The organism is Rahnella victoriana (assembly GCF_021276285.1).
GTDB lineage: Bacteria > Pseudomonadota > Gammaproteobacteria > Enterobacterales > Enterobacteriaceae > Rahnella > Rahnella victoriana.
Window position 1 is genome coordinate 2,339,657 of the sequence record NZ_CP089919.1, and the last position, 26,764, is coordinate 2,366,420.

The following is a 26,764-nucleotide window of genomic DNA, read 5'->3' on the forward strand; positions in this document are numbered from 1 at the left end:
CAAAACTGACAGGACGCTTTTCCACATCGGCGCGTGCAGTTTATGAAGGTAATGACTTTATGAAAATAGTGATCGCACCGGATTCATACAAAGAAAGTTTGTCTGCTTTGGATGTGGCAAAAGCCATCGAAAGTGGTTTCCGTGAGATTTTCCCCGAGGCGGAGTACGTCAAGCTGCCGGTTGCCGATGGCGGCGAAGGCACGGTTGAAGCGATGGTGGCGGCGACCGGCGGACGTGTGGTGAAGGTGAACGTCACCGGCCCGCTGGGCACGCCGCTGGAGGCTTTCTTCGGGCTTTCCGGCGATGAGAAAATCGCGTTCATCGAGATGGCGGCGGCCAGCGGACTGGAAAGCGTCCCGGTGGCGCAACGTAATCCGCTGAAAACCACGTCCTACGGCACGGGTGAGCTGATCCATTCGGCCCTCGATCATGGCGTGAAACACTGCATCATCGGGATTGGCGGCAGCGCCACCAACGATGGCGGCGCAGGCATGATGCAGGCACTGGGCGCGAAACTGCTGACCAAACAAGGCGAGTCGATTGGTCAGGGTGGCGGCGAACTGGAAAAACTGCATCACATTGATATCAGCGGGCTGGATCCGAGGATCAAAAAATGCCGTTTTGAAGTGGCCTGTGACGTGACAAATCCGCTGACCGGTAAGGACGGCGCGTCTGCCATCTTCGGCCCGCAAAAAGGCGCAACGCCGGAGATGATCGAACAGCTTGACGGGTATCTGCATCATTACGCCCGGGTGATCAAACAGGATCTGGGCATTGACGTGGAGAATGTTCCCGGCGCCGGTGCGGCCGGTGGCATGGGCGCGGCGCTTTACGGCTTCTGTCATGCTGAACTGCGTCAGGGGATTGAGATTGTCACCGACGCGCTGGGGCTGGATGCACTGGTGAAAGACGCGACGCTGGTGATCACCGGTGAAGGGCGGATTGACAGCCAGAGCATCAACGGCAAAGTGCCGATTGGTGTGGCGCGGGTGGCCAAGCGTTACAACAAGCCGGTGATTGGCATTGCAGGCAGTCTGACAAAAGATGTTGATGTCGTTTACGACCACGGTCTGGACGCCGTTTTCAGTGTGCTTTACAGCATTTGTACGCTGGACGATGCCCTGAAAAACGCTGCGGACAACCTGCGTAAATCAGCACGAAATATTGCCGCGACCATTAAGTTATCGCAAAAACTTTAACCACAGCAGTCAGGATAAAAAACCGGTGTTCAGGCCCAGCCTGCGCCGGTTTTTGTATTTTATTTGTGGCGGTTTTACGTTAGGTTTTAAAGACCTTCGCCAATGAGAATCCCCGTATGTCAGAGACAGATTTTTCACAGCAACCGGTTAACACACACACCAAAGGGCTGGGGCCGCTGAGCGCCGGTGCGCGCATGGGCGATATCCGTGAACAGGGCTGGAATATTCTGCGTGAAGACGTGAGCCTGCCGGTTGCCGTGCTGCTCGAAGAGCGAATCGAACACAATCTTTCCTGGATGCGTGAGTTTATCCAGCGGTATCAGCTGAAACTGGCCCCGCACGGCAAAACCACCATGAGCCCCGAGCTGTATCAGATGCAGCTGGAATTCGGCGCATGGGGCATTACGCTGGCTACCGCGCCGCAGGTCAACGCCGCGTTTGCGCATGGCGTGCGTAAAGTGATCATGGCGAATCAGCTGATCGGCAAAGGCAATATGGCGATCATTGCCGGGCTGCTGCGCGAAGACCCGACGTTTGATTTCACCTGTATCGTGGATTCCGCTGAGAACGCCGATGCGCTCGGCCATTACTTCGCCAGCCAGCAACTGAAACTGCGCGTGATGTTTGAATACGGCATGGCGGGCGGGCGTACCGGCATTCGTACGGACCAGCAGGAAGCCGATGTGCTGGCCGCAGTGAAACGCTGGCCGCAGTCACTGGCGCTGGTCGGCGTCGAGCTGTATGAAGGCGTGAGTAACGATGAAGCGGTGATCCGCCGTTTCCTGCGTCATGTGATGGCGCGCACCGAAGCGCTGGCGCAGGCACGGGAGTTTGCCGAGCCACGGGTGATATTAACCGGTGCCGGTTCCGCCTGGTTTGATGTGGTGGCCGAGGAACTGGCGCGGGAAGAAACCCATCTCGACCCGGAAAAACGCTACGTGCTGGATATCATTTTGCGCTCAGGGTGTTACGTCACGCATGACGTGGGTGCGTATCAGGCGGCGCTGGAGCGGATGCAAACCTGCAATCCGGTGGCACGGGAAATGAACAGCAGCTTACAGCCGGCGTTGCAGGTGTGGGCGGCGGTGCAGTCGTTGCCGGAGCCGGGCAGGGCGATCATTGCCTTCGGCAAACGCGATGCCGGTTATGACGCCGGATACCCGAAAGCCGCCGGACATTTTCGTCCGCGCAGTGCGACACAGGCGGGCTACACCACCGTGGTGCCCGCGCCGGAAGACTGGAAAGTGTTCTCGATGATGGATCAGCATGCGTTTATGTCGATTCCGGAAGAGGCGGATCTGCAAGTCGGCGACATGCTGGTGTTTGATATTTGCCATCCGTGCCTGACGTTCGACAAATGGCGGCAGTTGTTGCTGGTGAATGAACAGTGGGATGTGACCGGTGCAGTGACGACCTGGTTCTGACAGAAAAAAACGCCCGGCGGATACCGGGCGTTACTCTTTTGGTATGACCCCCGTCAGGGATCACCTTGGTAAATAAGCCACGGCCGCCCGTTTCACGTTGTCGATTTCATCGAGTAACTCAAACCATTCAGGTTCCAGCGTGTCGGCGTTGACACCCTGACGCAACTGCTGCTCGATGTAGAAACACAGCTGTTTCAGGCGCGGCACGCCACTGTAGCTGCAACTGCCATGAAGTTTGTGGATCAGCGCCAGAATATCGTCATCCGGCTCGCCGCGCGTGACCGCTTCCACCCGCTCCGCCACCTGCGGCAGGAATTCCACCAGCATTTGCAGTAAATCCTGCGCCAGTGCGACTTTATTGGCCGACTGACTCAGCGCCAGTTGCCAGTCGAGCGTACTGATTGGCGCGAGCGCCTCGCTGCCCTGTAACGGCGAATCCAGTTGCGTCTGGTGCTGATGATGTCGTGACAGCACATTTTTCAGCATGCTTTCATCAATCGGTTTTGACAGATAATCATCCATGCCCAGTTTCAGTAACTGTTCGCGCTCGCCGCTCAGTGAGTGGGCGGTGACCGCCACCACCGGCGTTTTGGCATGACGCGCCATCTGATGAATGATTTCGCTGGCGCGGATGCCGTCGATATCCGGCATCTGAATATCCATCAGGATAATGTCGAGATCGGTGTGACGGGCGACCTCGATGGCTTCCTCGCCGCTGTGACACAGCACGGTGGTTTCCACCAGCTCTTCCAGCAAGGCACCAATCAGTTTGAGGTTAGCCGGGTTGTCATCCACCGCCATGGCGGTCAGCGGCAGGCGCGAGGTTTTGTCGTCGTTATTGCCGATCACCCGGACGTACGCCTGTTGTTCCTGTAATAACAACGGCAGCAGACGGATGCTCGACATCGGTTTAATCAGACAGGCCTGCACGCCGCGTTTTTTCAGCTCTTCGGCATCCACCTGGAACTGACTCGGCAGCGCCAGCAGCAGGTGCCGCGTCATGCCCAGCACTTTCTGCAATTTACCGTCGTACTCGGAGAGGATCTGATCCGGTTTTACCGGAATGCTGCACAGCATGATGTCGTACCACGGGTCTGGCAGCGCGGCCAGCGTGGTGCGGTGAGTGACATCCAGCGGGGTGGCCTGCAGGATTTCCATCGTGGCTTTCGCCGCCGCCGGGTTCGCTTCGACATACGCCAGTCGCTTGCCTTCCAGATGGCTCATGGACACCGGCGTGACGTGGCGGTTTTCATTCAGCTCCAGCGTGACGTGGAACCAGAAGGTGGAGCCGCGGTTAATCTGGCTGTAGAAGCTGATGTCGCCGCCCATTTCCTTCACCAGACGCTGGGTGATCACCAGTCCCAGACCGGTGCCGCCATGACGGCGTGAAATGCTGGCGTCTGCCTGACGGAACGCCTGGAACAACTGCGACTGCTGGCGCTCAGAAATACCGATGCCGGTATCGTGGATCTGCACTTCCAGTTCGACCTGCAAGTTGTTCTGCGAACGCAGTTCGACATTGATATCGATATTGCCCGCTTCGGTGAACTTAATCGCATTTCCCAGCAAGTTAGTGACAACTTGCTGCATACGCATCGGATCGCCTAACACGTTTTCCGGCACGTTGTTGTGGACGTTCAGCGTCAGTTCCAGACCCTTGTCATGCGCGGTATGCGCCAGCAGGATCACCACTTCATCGAGCATTTCACGCAGCGAGAACGGAATATGTTCCAGCACCAGTTTGCCCGCTTCCAGCTTGGAGAAGTCCAGCACGTCGTTAATGATGGTTAGCAGATGATTGGCGGAACGTTCAATGGTTTGCAGATAGTCGGCCTGCGTCGGCGACAGCGGGGTTTTCAGCGTCTGGCGGGTAAAGCCAATCACACCATTGAGCGGCGTACGCAGCTCGTGGGACATGTTCGCCAGGAATTCAGACTTGATACGTGCTGCTTCCTGCGCGCGTTTTTTCGCCAGATCCAGTTCAACGTTCTGGATTTCCATCTGCTCCAGCGTTTCGCGCAGGTCTGAGGTGGCCTGATCGATATTCTGCTGCACTTCTTCGTGATAGGCCGTCAGCGACATCGCCATTGAGTTGATGCCGTTTTTCAACATGCTCAGTTCGCCCGGCATATTGCCTTCCACACGGCTGTCGAGCTGCCCGCGACGGATGCGGTCAACAGTATTGACCATATTGCGGATTGGCCCCGTCACGTCGCGCATCAGGCGGTAAGCGAACAAGGTGGCAATCCCCAGACACAGCAACAACAGCATAGTGGAAACAAAGGCTTCCTGATATTGCGCCAGTTTGACCGAGCGTAAATCCAGCTCGATGGCGATATACCCCAGCCTGTTGTCCGGCGATGCACTGAACGTTTCATCATCCGCTTCTGTATGGTTTTCGGCCTGGATCGGCGTGCGCAGGATTAATACATCACCGGAACGGATTTTAGTCAGCTCACGGGGAATGTCTTCGACACGTTTGACCTGCAACGGACTGCCGTCATGCTGGCTGGTGGAACTGGCGAACAGTTTATTGTCGCCATCAAAGACGCTGATGCTGCGCACAATGTCAGAGTGATTGCGGTGCAGGCGGCTGATCAGCCGTTTCACCGGTTCGCGTTCACGGAACGTCATGCCATATTCGCTCGCGACCGCCAGAGGCTCGATAATACTGGCTCCGGCTTCTGTCAGCTGATTCTGCAACTCGTTGTAGCGGTGCACCACAAAGAAGGTGCTGAGCAGCAAACCGATCATTAATGTCGGTGCCAGAATCAGGATCATCATCCGTGCGCGAAGGCTATATTTGGTCATGAGGTTCCAATGTGGGAGAATTGACTAAAGTAAGCTTAATAAACCAGCGTGTAATCGACAATAATGGCTCAATTCTACTCTCCGAACCGTCGCGTGACGACCCGGCAAACGATAACTGTGACCGCCACCGACCTGGATGCTTTCGGGCAGGGCGTGGCGCGCCATAACGGCAAAGCCGTATTTGTCAGTGGCTTACTGCCCGGCGAACAGGCAGACGTCACTTTAACAGAAGATAAAAGCAAGTACGCCAAAGGCCGTCTGAAACGTTTGCTGACCACCAGCGACGATCGCGTCAAACCGGCGTGTCCGCATTATTCCACCTGCGGCGGATGTCAGCAGCAACACGCCAGCGAGGCTCTGCAACAGCGCAGTAAATCGGCGGCATTATTACGACTGATTTCGCGCGAAACCGGCGTGCAGGCGGATCCTCAGCCGGTGATTGCCGGGCCGCAATATGGCTATCGCCGTCGCGCGCGTCTGGGGCTGCAAATCGCGGGCGTTAAACCGGGGCGTAAAACCGGGACGGCGAACGGTCCGCTGGTGATGGGATTCCGTCAGGAAGGCTCGAACGATCTGGTGGCGATTACCCGCTGTCCGGTACTGCGACCTGAGCTGGAGCAACTGCTGGTGCCGGTGCAGAAATGCCTGTCCTCCCTGTCTGCGGTGAAGCGCCTCGGGCATCTGGAACTGGTGCTGGCGGATAACGGTCCGCTGCTGGTGCTGCGCCATCTGGATCCGCTCAGCGAGGCCGACCGGGCGCGTCTGACGGCGTTTGCGGCGCAACATCAGTTAACGATTTACCTGGCCCCTGACAGCGAGACGCTGGAGCCTTTGTGCGGCGAAACCCCTTATTATCAGATAGAGGGACTGAATCTGAAATTTGGTCCGCGCGACTTTATTCAGGTCAACGACGCCGTTAACCAGCAAATGGTGGCGCAGGCGCTGGAATGGCTGGAACTGACGCCGGAAGATCGCGTGCTGGATCTGTTCTGCGGAATGGGGAATTTCACCCTGCCGCTGGCAAAAAGAGCTAAGCAGGTTGTCGGCGTCGAAGGTGTTGCTACACTGGTGGCGAATGGGCAAGATAATGCCCGCAATAATGGATTAGATAATGTGTCCTTCTACCATGAGAATCTGGAGGACGACGTCAGTAAACAACCCTGGGCGGCGCAAGGTTTCAATAAAATCTTGCTGGATCCGGCCCGGGGCGGCGCTGCTGGCGTGATGGCGCATATCGTTAAACTTGCCCCGGCGCGTGTGGTGTATGTCTCATGCAACCCCACAACCTTAGCGCGGGACAGTAAAATTTTGTTGGAGGCGGGTTATCGTTTGGCTCAGGTACGTATGCTGGATATGTTCCCGCACACCGGGCACCTTGAATCGATGGCTCTGTTTATCAACCCGTCTGACACAGGCGTTGTGTCAGAAACGTAGGGAGAGGGTATGGTTGCGGTAAGAAGTGCACATCTGAACACGGCTGGCGAGTTCGCGCTCGACGACTGGATCAACAGCTTAGGACTGTCCAGCCAGCAATCATGTGAGCGTTTAGCCGAAACCTGGCGCTACTGCGAGCAACAAACGCAGGGCCATCCTGACGCCTCGCTGCTTCTGTGGCGCGGTCTGGAGATGGTTGAAATCCTCTCGACCCTCAGCATGGATAACGACAGTATGCGCGCCGCGCTGCTGTTCCCGCTGGTTGATGACGGCATTATCGACGAAGACACGCTGACGCAGCAGTTCGGTAAAGGCATTACCGATCTGGTGCATGGCGTGCGTGATATGGATGCCATCCGCCAGCTGAAAGCCACGCAAAACGATTCCATGGCTTCCGAGCAGGTGGACAACGTCCGCCGTATGCTGCTGGCGATGGTGGAAGATTTCCGCTGCGTGGTGCTGAAACTGGCCGAACGTATCGCTCACCTGCGCGAAGTGAAAGACGCGCCGGAAGAAGAGCGCGTTCTGGCGGCGAAAGAATGTACCAATATTTATGCGCCGCTGGCTAACCGTCTGGGTATCGGTCAGCTGAAATGGGAGCTGGAAGATTTCTGCTTCCGTTATCTGCATCCTGACGAATACAAGCGTATTGCCAAACTGCTGCATGAGCGTCGTATCGACCGTGAGCAGTACATCGATGATTTTGTGTCGACCGTAAAAAATGCGATGGCCGAAGAGGGCATCAAAGTCGATGTTTACGGCCGTCCCAAACATATCTACAGCATCTGGCGCAAGATGCAGAAAAAATCCCTGTCCTTTGACGAACTCTTCGACGTGCGCGCCGTGCGTATCGTGGTGGAGCGTTTACAGGATTGCTACGCCGCGTTAGGGATTGTACACACCCATTTCCGTCATCTGCCGGACGAATTCGACGATTACGTCGCCAACCCGAAACCGAACGGTTATCAGTCGATTCACACCGTGGTGTTAGGGCCGCGCGGAAAAACGCTGGAAGTGCAGATCCGTACCCGCCAGATGCACGAAGATGCCGAGCTGGGCGTGGCCGCGCACTGGAAATACAAAGAAGGCACGGCAGTGGTCGGTGGCCGCAGCGGTGGCTACGAAGGGCGTATCGCCTGGCTGCGTAAACTTATCGCGTGGCAGGAAGAGATGGCCGATTCGGGCGAAATGCTCGACGAAGTGCGCAGCCAGGTCTTCGACGATCGCGTCTACGTGTTTACGCCAAAAGGCGATGTGATCGACCTGCCGATGGGCTCCACGCCGCTCGACTTTGCGTATCACATCCACAGCGATGTCGGTCACCGCTGTATCGGCGCGAAAATCGGCGGGCGCATCGTGCCGTTTACCTATCAGCTGCAAATGGGCGATCAGATTGAAATCATCACCCAGAAGCATGCGAACCCAAGCCGCGACTGGCTGAACCCAAGCCTCGGTTACGTCACAACCAGCCGTGGCCGCTCGAAAATTCAAAACTGGTTCCGTAAACAGGATCGCGATAAGAACATTATTGCCGGTAAGCAAATCCTCGATGACGAGCTGGACAGACTGGATATCAGCATCAAAGATGCCGAAAAACTGCTGCTGCCACGCTATAACGTCAACTCGCTGGATGAAGTGCTGGCCGCCATCGGTAACGGCGATATTCGTCTGAATCAGATGGTGAACTTCCTGCAATCGCAGCTGAAAAAGCCGAGTGCGGAAGAGCTGGATAAAGAAGCGCTGCGCCAGCTGACGCAGAAAACCACGCCGCCACCGACCCGCACCAAAGACAATGGTCGCGTCGTCGTCGAAGGCGTCGGTAATCTGATGCACCACATTGCGCGTTGCTGCCAGCCGATCCCGGGCGACGAAATCGTCGGCTACATCACTCAGGGGCGTGGGATCTCCATCCACCGTGCCGACTGTGATCAGCTGGAAGATTTACGCTCGAATGCGCCGGAACGTGTGGTCGATGCCGTGTGGGGCGAAAGCTATTCCAGCGGGTATTCACTGGTGGTGCGTGTGGTGGCCAACGACCGCAGCGGCCTGCTGCGTGATATCACCACCATCCTTGCCAACGAAAAAGTGAACGTGCTCGGCGTCGCCAGCCGCAGCGACACAAGGCAGCAACTGGCAACCATCGACATGGATATCGAAATCTACAACCCGCAGGTGCTGGGGCGCGTGATTGCCAAACTGAATCAGTTGCCGGATGTGATTGAAGCCAAGCGACTTCACGGCAGTTGATCACACGCTTATAAGGCCCGCCAGTCGGGCCTTTTCTTTTATGTTTTTGACTCCTCTATTTTAAAACGGACAGATCCTATGACCGATTCTTCTTTGCAACGCCTGCTCACCATCATGAAAACCCTGCGTGATCCGCAAGCCGGTTGCCCGTGGGATAAAGAGCAAACTTTCGAGACCATCGCTCCGTACACGCTGGAAGAAACCTACGAAGTGCTGGATGCCATCACCCGTAAAGATTACGACGATGTACGCGACGAGCTGGGCGATCTGCTGTTTCAGGTGGTGTTTTACGCCCAGATGGGCAGCGAGCAGGGGCTGTTTGAGTTTGACGATATCTGCAATGCCATCTCCGACAAGTTAGAGCGCCGCCATCCGCAAATCTTTGGTCAGGAAGCGACCTGGTCGAAAGACGCCAGCAGTAAAGACGTGCTGGTCAAATGGGAAGCGCGTAAGGCGCAGGAGCGCGCGGAAAAATCCCTGCACTCGGCGCTGGATGATATTCCTTCCGCACTGCCTGCGCTGATGAAAGCGCACAAAATTCAGAAACGTTGTTCAAATGTCGGCTTCGACTGGACGACGCTCGGACCGGTGCTTGACAAGGTGTACGAAGAAATTGACGAAGTGATGTTTGAGGCGCGTCAGGCGGTCATTGACGAAGAAAAACTCGGCGAGGAAATCGGCGACCTGTTGTTCGCGACCGTTAATTTGTCCCGCCATTTAGGCCACAAAGCGGAAGATGCGTTGCAGGCGGCCAACCGCAAGTTTGAACGCCGTTTCAGGCAGGTCGAGGAAATTATCCGTGCGAAGGGCCTAAACATGGAAGATGCTACACTTGAGCAAATGGAAGACGCCTGGCAGCAGGTGAAAAAGCAGGAAGGCTGAGATCCGCGATGCGACTTTGATCGGAAACAAGATCTGCCGATGCTGAAACGGTTAAGCTCAGTGTCATTCAGTGCTTAACCGGCTGATCTGAGAGCAGTAAAGTCCAACAAATTGAAATCTAAGATGTTTTAGAGTGTCATGCGAACAACTCAGCACTTTTTATATGCTAACTGGTTGTTTTTGAAAGAATGAAAGAATAGGGCTGGCAGGGTTAACCCTTCTGAACTGACGGTAAGGAAAACGATGATGGACAGCAAAACGTTTATTTGTGGCGCACACAAGGTTCCGGTATACTGTTTTCCCGTCTTGGTTACTCCATCATCTTTAAACCTAACCTCTCAGGTTCAGCATGACAACTAATTATATTTTTGTGACCGGCGGGGTCGTATCCTCTCTGGGTAAAGGCATTGCCGCAGCCTCTCTGGCGGCTATTCTCGAAGCCCGTGGCCTCAACGTGACCATCATGAAACTGGACCCGTATATCAACGTGGATCCGGGTACGATGAGCCCGACTCAACACGGCGAAGTCTTCGTGACCGAAGATGGCGCTGAAACCGATCTCGATCTGGGCCACTACGAGCGTTTCATCCGCACCAAGATGACTCGCCGCAACAACTTCACCACCGGCCGTATTTATTCCGACGTGCTGCGCAAAGAGCGCCGTGGCGATTATCTCGGTGCCACCATTCAGGTTATCCCGCACATCACCAACAACATCAAAGAACGCATCATTGAAGGCGGCGAAGGCCACGATGTCGTGCTGGTGGAAATTGGCGGTACGGTCGGTGATATCGAATCCCTGCCGTTCCTGGAAGCAATTCGTCAGATGGCCGTTGAAGTGGGCCGCGAACACACGCTGTATATGCACCTGACGCTGGTGCCTTACATGGCGGCTGCCGGTGAAGTGAAAACCAAACCGACTCAGCACTCCGTGAAAGAACTGCTGTCTATCGGTATCCAGCCAGACGTGCTGATCTGCCGTTCTGACCGCGCCGTACCGGCTAACGAACGTGCGAAAATCGCCTTGTTCTGTAACGTGCCGGAAAAAGCAGTTATCTCCCTTAAAGACGTTGATTCTATTTATAAAATCCCGGCCCTATTGAAATCTCAGGGGCTGGACGATTATATTTGTAAACGTTTCAGCATCAACGCGCCGGAAGCCAACTTGTCCGAATGGGAACAGGTTGTGTATGAAGAAGCCAATCCGGGCGGTGAAGTCACCATCGGTATGGTCGGTAAGTACATTGAGCTGCCAGATGCGTATAAATCTGTGATTGAAGCGCTCAAACACGGCGGCCTGAAAAATCGTCTGACCGTGAACATTAAACTTATCGATTCACAGGATGTCGAAACCCGTGGCGTGGAAGTGCTGAAAGGTCTGGATGCTATCCTGATCCCGGGCGGCTTCGGCTACCGTGGTGTGGAAGGCAAAGTGGCCACGGCGCGTTATGCACGTGAAAACAACATCCCTTATCTGGGCATTTGTCTGGGTATGCAGGTTGCACTGATTGAATTCGCCCGTAACGTGGCGGGTATGGAGAACGCCAACTCCACAGAATTTGTGCCAGACTGTAAGTTCCCGGTGGTTGCACTCATCACCGAATGGCGCGATGAAGAAGGTAACGTCGAAGTCCGTTCCGAAGACAGTGATTTAGGCGGCACCATGCGTGTGGGCGGACAGCAATGTCACCTGAACGACGGTAGCCTGGTTCGTGAGATGTACGGCGAGCCAACAATAGTTGAACGCCATCGTCACCGTTACGAAGTGAACAACATGCTGCTCAAACAAATCGAAGCCGCAGGTTTACGCGTAGCCGGTCGCTCTGGCGATAAGCAACTGGTGGAAATCATCGAGCTGCCTAACCATCCGTGGTTTGTGGCTTGCCAGTTCCATCCAGAATTTACGTCAACGCCGCGTGATGGTCATCCGTTGTTTGCAGGCTTCGTGAAGGCTGCCGGTGAGTATCAGAAGCGTCAGGTAAAATAAAATACCGGCGAAACGACGTGTTTCAGACACGTCGTTTAACCGAAGCTTTAGTTAACTTGTACTGAGGAAATCCTAATGTCCAAAATCGTTAAAGTCATCGGTCGTGAAATCATCGACTCCCGTGGTAACCCGACCGTAGAAGCTGAAGTTCATCTGGAAGGCGGTTTTGTAGGTCTGGCTGCTGCGCCATCTGGTGCTTCTACCGGTTCCCGCGAAGCGCTGGAACTGCGTGACGGTGACAAATCCCGTTACCTGGGCAAAGGCGTCACCAAAGCCGTTGCTGCTGTAAATGGTCCAATCGCTCAGGCTGTAACCGGTAAAGACGCGAAAGATCAGGCTAACATCGACAAGATCATGATCGATCTGGACGGTACTGAGAACAAATCTAAGTTCGGTGCTAACGCGATTCTGGCTGTTTCCCTGGCTGCTGCTAAAGCGGCTGCTGCTTCTAAAGGTCTGCCACTGTACGCACACATCGCAGAACTGAACGGCACCCCGGGCAAATACTCTATGCCACTGCCTATGATGAACATCATCAACGGCGGCGAACACGCGGATAACAACGTTGATATCCAGGAATTCATGATCCAGCCTGTTGGCGCGAAAACGCTGAAAGAAGCGATTCGTATGGGTTCTGAAGTGTTCCATACTCTGGCTAAAGTGCTGAAATCTAAAGGCATGGGTACTGCTGTTGGTGACGAAGGTGGCTATGCGCCAAACCTGGGTTCTAACGCAGAAGCACTGGCTGTTATCGCTGAAGCGGTAAAACAAGCAGGTTACGAGCTGGGTAAAGACATTACTCTGGCGATGGACTGTGCAGCCTCTGAATTCTACAAAGACGGTAAATACGTTCTGGCTGGCGAAGGCAACAAAGCCTTCACCTCTGAAGAATTCACTCACTTCCTGGAAGACCTGACCAAACAGTATCCAATCGTTTCTATCGAAGACGGTCTGGACGAATCTGACTGGGATGGTTTCGCGTACCAGACTAAAGTTCTGGGCGACAAAATCCAGCTGGTTGGCGACGATCTGTTCGTTACCAACACCAAGATCCTGAAAGAAGGTATCGAAAAAGGTATCGCTAACTCCATCCTGATCAAATTCAACCAGATCGGTTCTCTGACCGAAACCCTGGCTGCGATCAAAATGGCGAAAGATGCTGGCTACACTGCCGTTATCTCTCACCGTTCAGGCGAAACTGAAGATGCTACCATTGCTGACCTGGCGGTCGGTACTGCTGCAGGCCAGATCAAAACCGGTTCTATGAGCCGTTCTGACCGTGTTGCTAAATACAACCAGCTGATTCGTATCGAAGAAGCGCTGGGTGATGCAGCACCGTTCAACGGTCTGAAAGAAGTGAAAGGTCAGTAATTACTGCCCCGTCATACTTTCTTAAAAACCCGCTCCGGCGGGTTTTTTTATGCCCTGATTTTGCTCACAGAGAAATCTGCCATACTCATTTACAGCACAAGTTTGGTCTCAACGGCCATATCTGTGATAATGCGCGCTGATTTTTTTAGAGATGACTGAGAAACCGATGCAGTACCCGATTAATGAGATGTTCGAAACCCTGCAAGGGGAAGGCTATTTTACCGGCGTGCCGGCGATTTTCATTCGCCTGCAAGGCTGTCCTGTGGGTTGCAGCTGGTGCGATACCAAACACACCTGGGATAAAATTGCCGATCGGGAAGTCGATATGCAGCGCATTCTGGTCAAAACCGAAGAAAGTGACGCCTGGGGCAATGCCACGTCAGAACAACTGCTCGAGGTGATCGCGCAGCAAGGTTACACCGCCCGTCATGTGGTGATCACCGGCGGCGAGCCGTGCATTTATGATCTGACCGTACTGACCTCATTGCTGGAAAAGAACGGCTTCAGTTGCCAGATTGAAACCAGCGGTACGCATGAAGTGCGTTGCTCGGTGAATACCTGGGTGACCGTTTCCCCGAAAGTGAATATGCGTGGCGGATACGACATTCTGCCGCAGGCACTGAAACGTGCTGATGAAGTGAAGCATCCGGTGGCGCGTCAGCGTGATATCGACGCGCTGGATGTTCTGCTGGAAACACTGACGGACAGCAAAGCGCGAATTATCGCCCTGCAGCCCATCAGCCAAAAAGAAGAAGCCACCAGACTGTGCATTGCGACCTGCATTGCAAGGAACTGGCGGCTTTCAATGCAGACACATAAGTATCTCAACATTGCATAATACCCTGCATCCTTCGTGCTGTCTCTGCGTTGGCTGCTTTCATTCACCCCAGTCACTGACTATTGTCAGCTCCGGGGGATTCATTCAATTGCCGCCTGGATAAAGCACGAATGATTTTGGGTATTTTGCGTTAACCTTTATACACGCAACCCGCTGTGCAGGTTTCTTTGACGCGCACGGCGCTGAGCAGTGGCAGCTTAGGTTTCATCTCGTTCCAGATCCACGCGGCCAGCACTTCGCTGGTCGGGTTTTCTAAACCCGGAATATCGTTCAGATTATAGTGGTCGAGACGATCTAAAGTCGGATTGAACGCGGCTTTCAGTTCGGCGAAATCCATCACCCAGCCGGTATGCGGATCCACTTCACCGGTGATTTCTAAGCGGACGGTGAAAGAGTGGCCGTGCAACCGGCCGCATTTATGCCCGGCAGGCACATGCGGTAAATGGTGGGCGGCTTCGAACTGAAAATCTTTAAATAATGTGGTGGTCATGAGGCAGTCTCGTTGCTCGAAAAAACGCGGCATAGTACCGGAATACGGACTTTCGTGCCATGACTTCGCTGCGCTTTTCTTCACCAAATCCTGACTTTTCCTCTCTTTACTCCGCCTGCATTGCTGGCTTACAGTGAGCCGGTAGAAACTAACCTGTTGAGATAGTGAATGATTACTGTGCTTCGTTGCGCTGTTCTGGCGCTGTTGTTCTCTGCCAGCGCGCAGGCAGAAACGGCATCTCTCGCGAAAGAACCTGCGCCCGCTCAGGCGAAAGCCGCCAAAACTGCACTGGTTTTTCCGGCGGGATCCGGCGTAATGCATATCGCGCTGGCAGCGGGTAAAAAGCCGCTGGACGTTTTCACTTATCAACCCGTTGGCGCGGATGCGACCACCCCGGTGGTCATGGTAATGACCGGTGTTGACCGTAACGCGATGACTTACCGTAATGACTGGATGACCGTCGCCGATCAATACCATTTGCGGGTGATCGTCCCGCATTTCAGTGAGCAGGATTTCCCCGGTGCGGCAGGGTATAACCTCGGCAACCTGACGGACAGCAAAACCCATCACCGCCTGCCGAAATCGCAGTGGGCATTCAGCATCGTCGACACCCTGTTTACCACCTTGCAGAAGCAGGGCGTGACCAGCCAGAAACAATACTATTTATTCGGCAACAGCGCGGGCTGCCAGTTTGTCCACCGTATGCTGACGTTGTTGCCGGAGCCGAACGTCAAAGCTGCGGTGTGTGCGGCGGCGGGCTGGTGGACATTGCCGGATACCGACCAACGCTGGCCCTACGGATTGCGGGAAGCGCCGGTGGCGGTCAGTCAGCAGCAACTGAATGATTACTTCGCCAAACCGGTGCTGATTGCCGTCGGCGCGCAGGATGATGATCCGGAAAACCGTTTGCTGCGTAAGTCCAAACAGGCGATGGCCCAGGGGACAAACCGTCTGGAGCGCGCGGAAAGCTATTTCACCACGTCCCAGCAGCGCGCCGAGCAGAACAACACGCCGTTTAACTGGCACTTTATGGATCTGTCGGACGTCGGTCACAGCGGCAGTAAAATGTCGGTGTTTGCCGCCGGACAATTCGCCTGGTTCGAGCAGCACAACGCTTTTCATCTCTGAAAGTGTCAGCGTAAAACTCAATCCTGAAAAAAATTCATTACCCCGCTCCGGCGGGGTTTTTCTTTATCTATCCGGCACTTTGCAGAGAGCCTGCTGACAGTGAGGGAAATTTTTTAGCGATTTCAGTACGATAAAAATCATCCCTTACCACTTTTTCAGATAGACCTTACCTCTAAATCCTCTTAGTCATTTTGGTTATTTATTATTTCCATCACTTCTTTAATTGTTATTATCCGGCTCGTTAACCTACATCCTCTGAAAGGTCTTTCCCGCGCGCGAATCTTTGTGAAAAAGCGCCGGAGGCCGGATTGATGACTTGCTTTTGCATAAGGGAATTCGTACCGCGATGACGACTCAGGCTCCTCCAACTTCACTGCTCCCGCTGACCCCCGAGCAAATGGCCCGCCTTCAATCGGCGATTGGTGATTACTCACCGACTCAGATGGCCTGGCTGTCCGGGTATTTCTGGGGAAGGGTTAACCAGCAACCGGGTGAGGTCGCTGCCCCCGCGCCGGTGCAGGCCGCCGCATCGGTGACCCTGATTTCTGCGTCGCAAACCGGTAACGCCCGTCGTGTCGCCGAGCAACTGCGTGATGACCTGATCGCCGCGAAAATTAACGTCAATCTGGTGAATGCCGGTGACTACAAATTCAAGCAAATTGGTCAGGAAAAGCTGCTGCTGATCGTGGCCTCCACACAGGGCGAAGGCGAGCAGGCGGAAGAAGCCGTCGCATTGCACAAATTCCTGCAATCCAAAAAAGCGCCGAACATGAAAGACACCGCTTTTGCGGTGTTTGCGCTGGGTGATACCTCTTACGAATTCTTCTGTCAGGCGGGTAAAGACTTCGATACCCGTCTGGGCGAACTGGGCGCAGAACGTCTCTTAGACCGCGTGGATGCGGACGTTGAATATAAAGAAGCCGCTGAAAGCTGGCGTAAGCGCATCGTGGATGTGCTGAAACAGCGCGTGCCAGCTGATACCGGTGCGCAGGCTGCGCCGACGCTGGCGGGCAGTGTCAATCAGGTCGACAGCAGCCCGTACAGTAAAGAAGCGCCGCTGACCGCGACACTTTCTGTTAACCAGAAAATCACCGGCCGCGATTCTGACAAAGACGTGCGTCATCTGGAAATCGAACTCGGCGATTCCGGCCTGCGTTACCAGCCGGGCGATGCACTGGGGATCTGGTTCGAAAACGATCCGCAACTGGTGCAGGAAATCGTGGAGCTGTTGTGGCTCAAAGGCGATGAAATCGTCGAAGTGAATGATAAAAAACTCTCGCTTTCAGAAGCCCTGCAACATCACATCGAACTGACTCAGAACACCACGCCGATCATCGAGAAATACGCCGCGCTGTGCCGCGACGAACACCTGACCGGCCTGCTGGCAGATAAACCGGCATTGCAACAATATGCGCAGACCGTGCCGTTCGCTGACATGGTACGCCGCGCGCCGACGGAGCTGGATGCCCAGCAACTGGTAGATTTACTGCGACCGCTGACACCACGCCTGTATTCGATTGCCTCCTCACAGGCGGAAACCGAAACAGAAGTGCATATCACCGTCGGCGTGGTGCGTTACGACATCGACGGGCGTCCGCGTTCCGGTGGCGCCTCCGGCTTCCTGGCCGATCGTCTGGAAGAAGACGGCGAGGTGAAAGTCTTCATCGAGCATAACGACAATTTCCGCCTGCCAGCCAGTCCGGAAACGCCGGTCATTATGATCGGACCTGGCACCGGCATCGCGCCGTTCCGCGCCTTTATTCAGCAGCGTGATAACGACGGCGCCACCGGCAAAAACTGGCTGTTCTTCGGCAACCCGCACTTTACCGATGATTTCCTGTATCAGGTCGAATGGCAGCGTTACGTGAAAGACGGCCTGCTGACGAATATCTCCCTGGCATGGTCACGGGATCAGGCTGAAAAAGTGTATGTACAGGACAAACTGCGCGAGCAGGGTGCTGAAGTCTGGCAATGGTTGCAGGAAGGCGCACATGTCTATGTCTGCGGCGATGCCAACCGTATGGCGAAAGACGTAGAGCAGGCGTTACTGGAAATCATCGCCAAATACGGCGTGATGGATCTGGAAACTGCCGACGAATATCTCAGTGAATTACGTCTTGATCGCCGTTACCAGCGCGACGTCTACTAATGCCCTGCATCCTTCTAATTGCAGGGGCGTTGGCTTCCTTCAGTCACCCGAATCACTGACTTGAGTCAGCTCATCGGGATTCCTTCAGTTGCCGCCTGCCTGCAACTCGAATGATTTTGGGCATAAAGTTATGAGTGAAAAAATTATGAGCAATAAGTTGTGGAGTGAACTCAATCCCGGTCCGGGCCCGCTGATCGTCGATGCCCCGCTGGCTGACGCCGAACGCCTGAAGAAGGAAAGCAATTTCCTGCGCGGCACCATCACAGAAGATTTAAAAGACGGCCTGACCGGCGGCTTCAACGGTGACAACTTCCTGTTGATCCGCTTCCACGGCATGTATCAGCAGGACGACCGTGATATCCGTGCTGAACGTGCGGAACAAAAGCTGGAGCCGCGTCACGCCATGATGCTGCGCTGCCGTTTGCCGGGCGGGGTGATGACACCTGCGCAGTGGCTGGGCATCGACAAATTTGCCGAAGACAGCACCCTGTACGGCAGCATCCGTATTACTAACCGTCAGACATTCCAGTTCCACGGCATTCTGAAACCGAACGTGAAACCGGTGCATCAGTTGCTGAATAAACTCGGTCTGGATGCGCTGGCGACCGCCAACGACGTTAACCGTAACGTGTTGTGTACCTCGAATCCGGTGGAATCAGAGCTGCATCAGGAAGCCTATCAGTGGGCGAAAAAAATCTCCGAGCACCTGCTGCCGCGCACCCGCGCTTACGCTGAAGTCTGGCTGGATCAGGAAAAAGTCGAAACCACCGACGAAGAGCCGATTCTGGGCGCGACCTATCTGCCGCGTAAATTCAAAACGACGGTGGTTATTCCTCCGCAAAACGATGTGGATCTGCACGCCAACGACCTGAACTTCGTGGCGATTGCCGATAATGGCAAACTCGTCGGCTTCAACGTGCTGGTCGGCGGCGGGCTTTCTATCGCACACGGCGATAAAGCCACCTACGCACGTACTGCCAGCGAGCTGGGTTTTATTCCGCTGGAGAACACGCTGGCGGTGGCGGAAGCCGTGGTGACCACCCAGCGCGACTGGGGTAACCGTACCAACCGTAAAAACGCCAAAACCAAATACACGCTGGAACGCGTCGGTGTGCCGGTATTCAAAGCCGAAGTTGAAAAACGCGCAGGCATTCAGTTTGGCGATGTGCGTCCTTACGAATTCACCGGTCGCGGCGATCGCATCGGCTGGGTAAAAGGCATCGACAAACAATGGCACCTGACGCTGTTTATCGAAAATGGCCGTATTCTTGATTATCCGGGCAAGCCGCTGAAAACCGGTCTGGCAGAAATTGCTAAGATCCATAAAGGCGATTTCAGGCTTACTGCTAACCAGAACCTGATCGTGGCCGGAGTCTCAGAAAAAGACAAAGACGCGATCGAAACCCTGGCGCGTAATCACGGCCTGATCGACGACGGCGTCACCGAGCAACGTAAAAACTCGATGGCCTGCGTGTCTTATCCGACCTGCCCGCTGGCGATGGCGGAAGCGGAACGTTTCCTGCCTGAGTTTGTGACCAAAGTGGAAGGCATCATGCACAGCCACGGCGTGGGCGATGAACATATCGTTCTGCGTGTGACCGGTTGTCCGAACGGCTGCGGCCGTGCGTTGCTGGCTGAAATTGGTCTGGTGGGTAAAGCGATGAACCGCTACAACCTGCACCTCGGCGGTAACCGCGCCGGAACACGTATTCCGCGCATGTACCGCGAAAATATTTCTGATGCTGAGATCCTGAGCATCATTGACGAACTGGTCGGACGCTGGTCAAAAGAGCGCGAAACCGGTGAAGGCTTTGGTGACTTCGTGATCCGCGCCGGGATCATCAGGCCGGTGCTGGATCCCGCACGCGACTTTTATGATTAAACGCGATAACCGACTGGAGGCAATATGAGTTTGCTGAATCTGACTCTGGCTGAACTGAATGAGCTGCCGAAGTCCGGACAATCTATGGCGCTGGCGGAAATTAACGTCAGCCTCGAAAAACTGTCCGCGCAGGAGCGTGTGCAATGGGCGCTGGAAAATATGCCCGGCGAATTCGCGTTGTCTTCAAGCTTCGGTATTCAGGCGGCGGTGTGTCTGCATTTAGTCACGCAGCAGAAACCGGACATTCCGGTGATCCTGACTGACACCGGCTATCTGTTCCCGGAAACCTATCAGTTCATCGATACGTTAACCGAACAGCTGAACCTGAATTTGCAGGTGTTCCGCGCGGAGCATTCTGCGGCGTGGCAGGAAGCGCGCTACGGCAAACTGTGGGAGCAGGGCGTCGAAGGCATTGAGAAGTACAATCACATCAACAAAGTCGAGCCGATGAATCGTGCGATTCAGACGCTCGGCGTGCAGACCTGGTTCGCCGGTCTGCGTCGCGAGCAATCCGGCAGCCGTGCGCATCTGCCGGTGCTGGCGGTGCAACGTGGTGTGTTTAAAATCCTGCCGATCATCGACTGGGATAACCGTCAGATCTTCCGCTATCTGCAAGACAACGGCCTGAGCTATCACCCGCTGTGGGATCAGGGCTACCTTTCCGTCGGTGACACGCACACCACGAAGAAGTGGGAAGAAGGGATGAAAGAAGAAGATACGCGATTTTTTGGGCTTAAACGCGAATGCGGGCTGCACGAATAAATCCCCGTCATACTTCGGGTTGCAGATGCGTTGGCTGCGCGCTCTTCCCCCGGTCACATAGTAATCTATGCTCCCGGGGATGCGTTTGCTTGCCGCCTTCCTGCAACCCGAATTATTTAGGGGATTCCTGTTATTAGCGTCTCAACTCCCCCTATTCGGGTTGCAGATGCGTTGGCTGCGCGCTCTTACCCCGGTCACATAGTAATCTATGCTCCCGGGGATGCGTTTGCTTGCCGCCTTCCTGCAATCCGAATTATTTAGGGGATTCCTGTTATTAGCGTCTCAACTCCCCCTATTCGGGTTGCAGATGCGTTGGCTGCGCGCTCTTACCCCGGTCACATAGTAATCTATGCTCCCGGGGATGCGTTTACTTGCCGCCTGCCTGCAACCCGAATTATTTAGGGGATTCCAGATAAGAATCCCTTAAATTGTCCTCTTAATCAGGCGTGTTTCGCCGGTTTCGCCAGATCCCTCAGCAGCGGATAAAGCACTTTCACCGTATCGCGTGAGCGTTTTTCAATGCGGCCCGGCAGGGCTTTATCCAGATATTGCAGATTGTCGAACTGGCTTTGATAACGCGTGGTGCCCAGCGGGAAATGGCGGGTGATGGCACGTTGCTGTTCGCCGTCTTTTTTACCCAGCGCAAAGTTGGTTGCGGTGACGTTCAGCAGGGGCAGACGGGCGTTATCCAGCGCGCTGATGCCGTCACAGCAATGCGCGCCTTCGTGGCTTTCCGCCGGGATCCCCAGACTGCGTGCAATGGCCAGTGCCCGTACGCGGGTCAGTTTCGCCACCGCGGCGGAGGTGTTTACGCCGCTGTTGAAATACAACCGGTCGCCGGTGATCAGCGAATTCAGGTTGATGACCAGAAGGGTGTTTTTCTTCTCTTCGGCGCTCATGCGGTTCACAAAATCTTCCGCCCCTTTTGCGCCGGTCTCTTCCGCACTCAGCGCCACGAAACGCAGACTGTAATGCGTCGGGATGGCCTGCATCCGCTCCGCCAGTTCCAGCATCACACCGACGCCTGAGGCGTTATCATCCACGCCCTGCAAGGTCAGGCCGCCGAGATTATGGTTGGTGTCGTTATCGCTTTGCGGCACGTAGGTATCAAAATGCGCCATCACGATAATTTGCTGCGGCACCTCTCCGGCGCGGGCGGCAATCACTGACGTGGCATGAATATTCTGCCAGTTCTTTTTGCCTGCGTTGTTGGTGTACAGATAGCGGGTATCGAAGCCGCGTAAATCGCTCTTATAGCCTAATTTATTGAATTGCTGATTCAGATAATCCGCCGCGATAAGTTCTGCGGGACTGCCGGCCATGCGACCGGGAAAGTAGGTGGCGATATGGCGAATCTGCTGGCTGGCGATCATGCCCATCGCCGGAAGCGGGGCGGACGCCGCCAGCGCATGACCCAAACCGGCACAGCTGAGGCTCAGGGCCAGCAGTGTCCGCGTCATGCGTGAAAAAGAAAACATAGCCAAAAATCCTTATTTGCTGGTCAAAACGACCGGAAGGCAATCAAACAACAGGCCGCGTGGGGCGGTCTTACTGGGGCTACAGTATGCGATTGTCTGCGTCATTAGACAATTTCCCGTTATCCCAAACCGCTCTTTTTGCCGGGCTATATTCCATTTAGTAACTATTCATTCCTTTTCGTCATTTCAGATCAAATATTGCCTGCACGTATAGTTTGTTTATTAATCCTGATAATCAATTAAGGCTTTTGTGGACTATCTACCAATATTTGCCGACCTCAAACAACGCCCTGTGCTGGTTGTGGGAGGTGGCGAAGTCGCTGCTCGCAAAATCGATCTTCTCCTGCGGGCGGGTGCGCAAGTACGGATAGTCGCACAGGCACTTTCTCCCGAACTGGAACAACGCAGACAGGCCGCTGAAATCAGCTGGTCAGCTCAGGCTTTTCTGCCGGAACAGCTCGATGATGTGTTTCTGGTGATTGCCGCCACTGATGACGCTGCGCTGAATGCAGAAGTGTTTGAGCAGGCGAACCGCCGTCATCTGCTGGCTAACGTCGTGGACGATCAGCCGAAGTGCTCTTTCATTTTCCCCTCGATTGTCGACCGTTCGCCGATCGTGGTGGCGATTTCGTCCAGCGGCAAAGCCCCCGTGCTCGCCAGAATGCTGCGCGAAAAGCTGGAAACCTTGCTGCCAACCAGTCTGGGACAAATGGCCGATATCGCCGGACGCTGGCGCGACAATGTCAAAACGCAGTTCAGTTCCATGCGTGCGCGCCGTCGTTTCTGGGAACAGCTGTTTTCCGGGCGTTTTGCCAGCCTTGCTTCTTCGGGAAAGCTCGCAGAAGCCGAACAAGCTCTGCAACAACAGTTAGAAAGTGCGGAAGACATCTCGCACAACGGCAATGTCACGCTGGTCGGCGCGGGACCGGGTGATGCAGGATTGCTCACCTTACGCGGGCTGCAGGTGATGCAGCAGGCCGATGTGGTGCTTTACGATCATCTGGTCAGCGAAGACGTTCTGGATCTGGTTCGCCGCGATGCGGACAAGATCTGTGTGGGTAAACGCGCGGGCAGTCATTCTGTCGCGCAGGAAGAAACCAACCGTCTGCTGGTCGAACTGGCGCAGCAGGGGAAAAAAGTCGTGCGCCTCAAGGGCGGTGACCCGTTTATTTTCGGTCGAGGCGGCGAAGAATTACAGGCGGTGCAGGCCGCGGGCATTCCTTTCCAGGTGGTGCCGGGCGTGACGGCAGCGGCGGGCGCGACGGCGTATGCCGGGATCCCGCTGACGCACCGTGATTACGCGCAGAGTGTGATATTCGTGACCGGCCATTGCCGCCCGGAAAATAACGGCGTGCAGTGGGAAACCCTCGCGAAAGGCCAGCAAACATTGGCGATTTACATGGGTACGCTCAAGGCCGCTGACATCAGCCAGCAACTGATCGCCCATGGTCGCGCAGCAAATACGCCCGTCGCGGTTATCGGACGGGGAACGCGTTCTGATCAGCAGGTACTGACCGGAACACTCGATAATCTTGAACATCTGGCTCAACAGGCGCCGACGCCGGCGTTACTGGTGATTGGTGAAGTGGTATCACTTCATCAGCAACTGGCCTGGTTTGGGCATCATCCTGAGACTGACGGCACTCAACGTCCGTCGGTTGTGAATTTGGCTTAAAGGATCTGTTATGGACGAAAAACGACTGACTCATTTGCGGCAACTGGAGGCGGAGAGTATCCATATCATCCGTGAAGTGGCTGCTGAATTCGCCAACCCGGTGATGATGTACTCCATCGGGAAAGATTCCTCGGTGATGCTGCATCTGGCACGTAAAGCCTTCTTCCCGGGTACCTTGCCGTTCCCGCTGCTGCATGTGGATACCGGCTGGAAATTCCGCGAAATGTACGAATTCCGCGACCGCACGGCGAAGAACTACGGTTTTGAACTGCTGGTGCATAAAAACCCGGAAGGCGTGGCAATGGGCATCAACCCGTTCGTGCATGGCAGTGCCAAACACACCGATATCATGAAAACCGAAGGTCTGAAGCAGGCGCTGAATAAATACGGCTTTGATGCGGCTTTCGGTGGCGCACGCCGTGATGAAGAAAAATCCCGTGCCAAAGAGCGTATTTATTCGTTCCGTGACCGCTTCCACCGCTGGGATCCAAAAAACCAGCGCCCGGAACTGTGGCACAACTACAACGGCCAGATTAACAAAGGCGAAAGCATCCGCGTGTTCCCGCTCTCCAACTGGACTGAGCTGGATATCTGGCAGTACATCTATCTGGAAAACATCGAGATCGTTCCGCTGTATCTGGCCGCGCCGCGTCCGGTTCTGGAGCGCGACGGGATGCTGCTGATGGTCGATGACGATCGTATTGATCTGCAACCGGGCGAAGTGATCGAGAAGAAAATGGTGCGTTTCCGCACATTAGGTTGCTGGCCGCTGACCGGTGCCGTTGAATCCGGGGCGCAAACGCTGCCGGAGATCATCGAAGAAATGCTGGTGTCGACCACCAGTGAACGTCAGGGACGCGCGATCGACCGTGATCAGGCCGGTTCGATGGAACTGAAAAAGCGTCAAGGGTACTTCTGAGGAGCCGCAGCTAATGAATAACGCAATTGCACAACAAATCGCGGAGCAGGGCGGCGTCGAAGCTTACCTGCACGCTCAGCAACACAAAAGCCTGCTGCGCTTCCTGACCTGCGGCAGCGTCGATGACGGCAAAAGTACCCTGATCGGTCGTCTGCTGCATGACACTCGTCAGATCTACGAAGATCAGTTGTCTTCACTGCATAACGACAGCAAACGTCACGGTACCCAGGGCGAGAAACTGGATCTGGCGTTGCTGGTGGATGGCTTACAGGCCGAACGCGAGCAGGGCATCACCATTGACGTGGCTTACCGCTATTTCTCTACCGAGAAACGTAAGTTCATCATCGCTGACACGCCGGGGCACGAACAGTACACCCGCAACATGGCGACCGGTGCATCGACCTGTGATCTGGCGATCTTACTGATCGACGCCCGTAAAGGCGTGCTGGATCAAACCCGCCGTCACAGCTTCATTGCGACCTTGCTCGGGATCCGCCATCTGGTGGTGGCCGTCAACAAAATGGATCTGGTGGATTACAGCGAAGCGGTTTACGAGCAATTTAAACAGGATTATCTGGATTTCGCTCAACAACTGCCGACCGATCTGGACATCAAATTTGTGCCGCTGTCGGCGCTGGAAGGCGATAACGTCGCCACGCCAAGCGGGAAAATGAGCTGGTACACCGGCCCGACGCTGCTCGACGTGCTGGAAACCGTCAACATCATTAACATCCGTGAACAGCAGCCGATGCGCTTCCCGGTGCAGTATGTGAACCGTCCGAACCTCGATTTCCGGGGTTATGCCGGTACGCTGGCGTCCGGCTCCGTGCGTGTCGGTCAGAAAGTGAAAGTGCTGCCGTCCGGTGTGGAATCCACCGTGGCGCGCATTGTGACTTTCGATGGCGATTTGCAGGAAGCCTGGGCAGGCGAAGCGATTACGCTGGTGCTGGCCGATGAACGTGACATCAGCCGTGGCGACACGCTGGTGGACGCAGAAGAAACCGTCAAACCGGTACAGAATGCCAAAGTCGATGTGGTGTGGATGGCTGAACAGCCACTGAGCGTGGGCCAGAGCTACGACATCAAAGTCGGCGGAAAAAAAGCCCGTGCGCGGGTGGAAAATATCGAATATCAGGTCGAGATCAACACCCTGACGCAGCGCGTGGTGGAAAACCTGCCGCTCAACGGTATCGGCCTGGTGGAACTGACTTTCGACGAACCGCTGGTGCTGGATAACTACCAGAGTAACGCGGTGACCGGTGGCATGATCTTTATTGATCGCCTGACCAACGTGACGGTCGGTGCCGGTCTGGTGCGTGAAGCCGTTGAACAGGTTTATCAGGAATCGGATAAATACAGCGCATTTGAGCTGGAACTGAACAGTCTGGTACGCCGTCACTTCCCGCACTGGGGCGCACGCGATTTACTGGGTGGCAAATAAGATGGCCTCACCGGACGGCGCTTTACGCAAAGATGAGAACGTTGTCTGGCATCCGCACGCGGTGACGCGTGCGGATCGCGAAAAGCAACATGGTCATCGCGGCGCGGTGTTGTGGTTCACCGGGCTTTCTGGCTCGGGGAAATCCACCGTCGCCGGTGCACTGGAGCAGGCATTGCATGCTCAGGGGGTCAGCACCTATCTGCTGGATGGCGACAATGTCCGCCACGGACTTTGCCGCGATCTGGGCTTCACTGACGATGACCGTCGTGAAAACATCCGCCGTGTGGGGGAAGTGGCAAAACTGATGGTGGATGCCGGACAGGTGGTGCTGACCGCGTTCATTTCGCCACACCGTGCCGAGCGTGACATGGTGCGTGATTTGCTGGAAGACGGTCAGTTTATTGAAGTGTTTGTGGATACGCCGCTGGCGATCTGCGAGGCGCGGGATCCGAAAGGGTTATACAAGAAAGCCCGTGCCGGAGAGCTGAAAAACTTCACCGGTATTGACTCCGAATATCAGCCGCCGGAGACCCCGGATGTGCATCTTGATGGTGAACAATTGGTAACACAATTGGTGCCTCAATTATTAGAAGTGATGCGCCAGCGCGCTATTATCAATCCCTGAATGTTGCCGGCCAAACGCCACA

The 26,764-nt window shown here is 55.1% G+C and carries 19 protein-coding genes; 16 read left to right on the forward strand and 3 right to left on the reverse strand.

Annotated elements, in window-relative coordinates:
• Window positions 1-59 precede the first annotated feature (59 nt).
• Together J9880_RS10825 and J9880_RS10830 are read left to right on the forward strand one after the other, a co-directional pair.
• Window positions 60-1,199, forward strand: coding sequence for a glycerate kinase (locus tag J9880_RS10825; protein ID WP_095923529.1), 1,140 nt, complete (start codon window positions 60-62; stop codon window positions 1,197-1,199).
• 116 nt (window positions 1,200-1,315) lie between these two features.
• The gene (locus J9880_RS10830) at window positions 1,316-2,623 is read left to right on the forward strand and encodes an amino acid deaminase (protein ID WP_232769308.1); all 1,308 of its coding nucleotides are present in this window, start codon (window positions 1,316-1,318) and stop codon (window positions 2,621-2,623) included.
• A gap of 60 nt (window positions 2,624-2,683) precedes the next feature.
• Here J9880_RS10830 and barA read toward each other — a convergent pair whose 3' ends face one another.
• Window positions 2,684-5,434 (reverse strand): two-component sensor histidine kinase BarA, encoded by a 2,751-nt coding sequence (gene barA, locus J9880_RS10835; RefSeq protein ID WP_232769309.1) that lies wholly within the window; start codon window positions 5,432-5,434, stop codon window positions 2,684-2,686.
• A gap of 63 nt (window positions 5,435-5,497) precedes the next feature.
• Between barA and rlmD the strand changes: the two genes are divergently transcribed.
• The 6 genes from rlmD to queE all read left to right on the forward strand — a co-directional run bounded on the left by rlmD (window position 5,498) and on the right by queE (window position 14,193).
• A complete protein-coding gene (gene rlmD / locus J9880_RS10840) occupies window positions 5,498-6,868 on the forward strand; it encodes a 23S rRNA (uracil(1939)-C(5))-methyltransferase RlmD (RefSeq protein WP_232769310.1) in 1,371 nt (456 codons plus the stop codon).
• Window positions 6,869-6,877: 9 nt separating this feature from the next.
• Window positions 6,878-9,115, forward strand: a complete 2,238-nt coding sequence (gene relA, locus J9880_RS10845) for a GTP diphosphokinase (protein ID WP_015695888.1) — start codon at window positions 6,878-6,880, stop codon at window positions 9,113-9,115.
• A 78-nt stretch (window positions 9,116-9,193) separates the two neighbouring features.
• Entirely contained in the window at window positions 9,194-9,997 is an 804-nt protein-coding gene (gene mazG / locus J9880_RS10850) for a nucleoside triphosphate pyrophosphohydrolase (protein ID WP_232769311.1), read from the forward strand.
• Window positions 9,998-10,346: 349 nt separating this feature from the next.
• Entirely contained in the window at window positions 10,347-11,984 is a 1,638-nt protein-coding gene (gene pyrG / locus J9880_RS10855; RefSeq protein WP_013573994.1) for a glutamine hydrolyzing CTP synthase, read from the forward strand.
• Window positions 11,985-12,059: 75 nt separating this feature from the next.
• Window positions 12,060-13,355 (forward strand): phosphopyruvate hydratase, encoded by a 1,296-nt coding sequence (eno, locus tag J9880_RS10860; protein WP_095923525.1) that lies wholly within the window; start codon window positions 12,060-12,062, stop codon window positions 13,353-13,355.
• Window positions 13,356-13,521: 166 nt separating this feature from the next.
• Complete coding sequence (queE, locus tag J9880_RS10865) at window positions 13,522-14,193, forward strand: 7-carboxy-7-deazaguanine synthase QueE (RefSeq protein ID WP_232770465.1); 672 nt, start codon at window positions 13,522-13,524, stop codon at window positions 14,191-14,193.
• Window positions 14,194-14,323: 130 nt separating this feature from the next.
• On the opposite strand, the gene queD is transcribed toward queE, so the two are convergent.
• Window positions 14,324-14,683 (reverse strand): 6-carboxytetrahydropterin synthase QueD, encoded by a 360-nt coding sequence (gene queD, locus J9880_RS10870; protein ID WP_013574001.1) that lies wholly within the window; start codon window positions 14,681-14,683, stop codon window positions 14,324-14,326.
• A gap of 168 nt (window positions 14,684-14,851) precedes the next feature.
• On the opposite strand from queD, the gene J9880_RS10875 reads away from it, so the two are divergent.
• From J9880_RS10875 to J9880_RS10890, 4 genes are all read left to right on the forward strand, one after another.
• Window positions 14,852-15,811, forward strand: a complete 960-nt coding sequence (locus J9880_RS10875; protein ID WP_232769312.1) for an alpha/beta hydrolase-fold protein — start codon at window positions 14,852-14,854, stop codon at window positions 15,809-15,811.
• 346 nt (window positions 15,812-16,157) lie between these two features.
• Window positions 16,158-17,960 carry an NADPH-dependent assimilatory sulfite reductase flavoprotein subunit gene (gene cysJ, locus J9880_RS10880; protein ID WP_095923522.1) on the forward strand — a complete coding sequence of 601 codons (1,803 nt, stop codon included), beginning with the start codon at window positions 16,158-16,160 and terminating at the stop codon, window positions 17,958-17,960.
• Between the two features lie 145 nt (window positions 17,961-18,105).
• Window positions 18,106-19,842: an assimilatory sulfite reductase (NADPH) hemoprotein subunit gene (cysI, locus tag J9880_RS10885; RefSeq protein WP_095925216.1), complete on the forward strand. Its 1,737-nt coding sequence runs from the start codon at window positions 18,106-18,108 to the stop codon at window positions 19,840-19,842.
• Between the two features lie 24 nt (window positions 19,843-19,866).
• Window positions 19,867-20,604 carry a phosphoadenylyl-sulfate reductase gene (locus J9880_RS10890; RefSeq protein WP_013574005.1) on the forward strand — a complete coding sequence of 246 codons (738 nt, stop codon included), beginning with the start codon at window positions 19,867-19,869 and terminating at the stop codon, window positions 20,602-20,604.
• Between the two features lie 440 nt (window positions 20,605-21,044).
• On the opposite strand, the gene J9880_RS10895 is transcribed toward J9880_RS10890, so the two are convergent.
• On the reverse strand, window positions 21,045-22,082 hold the full coding sequence (locus J9880_RS10895) for an aminopeptidase (protein ID WP_131693260.1): 1,038 nt from the start codon (window positions 22,080-22,082) through the stop codon (window positions 21,045-21,047).
• A 250-nt stretch (window positions 22,083-22,332) separates the two neighbouring features.
• Here J9880_RS10895 and cysG point away from each other — a divergent pair, with 250 nt between their 5' ends.
• Genes cysG through cysC form a run of 4 tightly spaced genes read left to right on the forward strand, consistent with a single transcriptional unit; the run spans window position 22,333 to window position 26,742 of the window.
• Complete coding sequence (cysG, locus tag J9880_RS10900; RefSeq protein ID WP_232769313.1) at window positions 22,333-23,757, forward strand: siroheme synthase CysG; 1,425 nt, start codon at window positions 22,333-22,335, stop codon at window positions 23,755-23,757.
• 10 nt (window positions 23,758-23,767) lie between these two features.
• Window positions 23,768-24,676 (forward strand): sulfate adenylyltransferase subunit CysD, encoded by a 909-nt coding sequence (gene cysD, locus J9880_RS10905; RefSeq protein WP_047609197.1) that lies wholly within the window; start codon window positions 23,768-23,770, stop codon window positions 24,674-24,676.
• Window positions 24,677-24,689: 13 nt separating this feature from the next.
• Window positions 24,690-26,117: a sulfate adenylyltransferase subunit CysN gene (gene cysN / locus J9880_RS10910; RefSeq protein ID WP_131693258.1), complete on the forward strand. Its 1,428-nt coding sequence runs from the start codon at window positions 24,690-24,692 to the stop codon at window positions 26,115-26,117.
• Window position 26,118: 1 nt separating this feature from the next.
• Window positions 26,119-26,742 carry an adenylyl-sulfate kinase gene (cysC, locus tag J9880_RS10915; RefSeq protein ID WP_095923518.1) on the forward strand — a complete coding sequence of 208 codons (624 nt, stop codon included), beginning with the start codon at window positions 26,119-26,121 and terminating at the stop codon, window positions 26,740-26,742.
• Window positions 26,743-26,764 lie beyond the last annotated feature (22 nt).